This window comes from Bradyrhizobium sp. UFLA05-112, assembly GCF_053572325.1.
On record NZ_JBANBK010000235.1, the window covers coordinates 1 to 516 of the forward strand.

A 516-nucleotide genomic window follows, 5' to 3' on the forward strand; every position below is an offset into this window, starting at 1 on the left:
GCAGTTCACGTTCATCCCGCCAACGTTCAAGATGTCCACGGTGCTGTCCCGCTCCTGGAGCGCTTGCGAGAGCGCTTTCCCCGACTTCAGCACGTCTTTGCTGACCGGGTTTATCGCGGCAAACAGCTGCTCGACGCACTGTCCCATTGCGGCCAATGGACCATCGATATTGTCCAACGGCCTCCCGGCATCAAAGGCTTCCAGCTCTTGCCCCGACGCTGGGTCGTGGAGCGCACCTTTGCCTGGTTCGGCAGGTGCCGCCGTCTCTCCAGGGACTTCGAGGGCTCTGCCGCAACCGAAGTTGCCTGGCTTCTCGTCGCCCATCTAAGGCTCCTGACCAGACGCCTCGCCAGGCCCTAGAGGCTTTTTGAGTCAGACTCTAAGGAGGCAAGTCATGATCCGTGAACTGACGGAGATGGAAGTCGAGGCGGTGTCTGGCGGCGATTTTATCGGACCTATCACCGTAGCCCCCCAGGTCATCACACAGATCAACGCTCCCGTGCAGGCCGCTGTGGC

At 60.9% G+C, this 516-nt stretch carries 1 protein-coding gene; it reads left to right on the forward strand.

The genetic code is table 11. The features are described 5' to 3' along the window. On the forward strand, positions 1-360 hold a 360-nt coding region (locus SO180_RS42540; protein WP_449384731.1), incomplete at its 5' end, for a transposase. Positions 361-516: the final 156 nt, after the last annotated feature.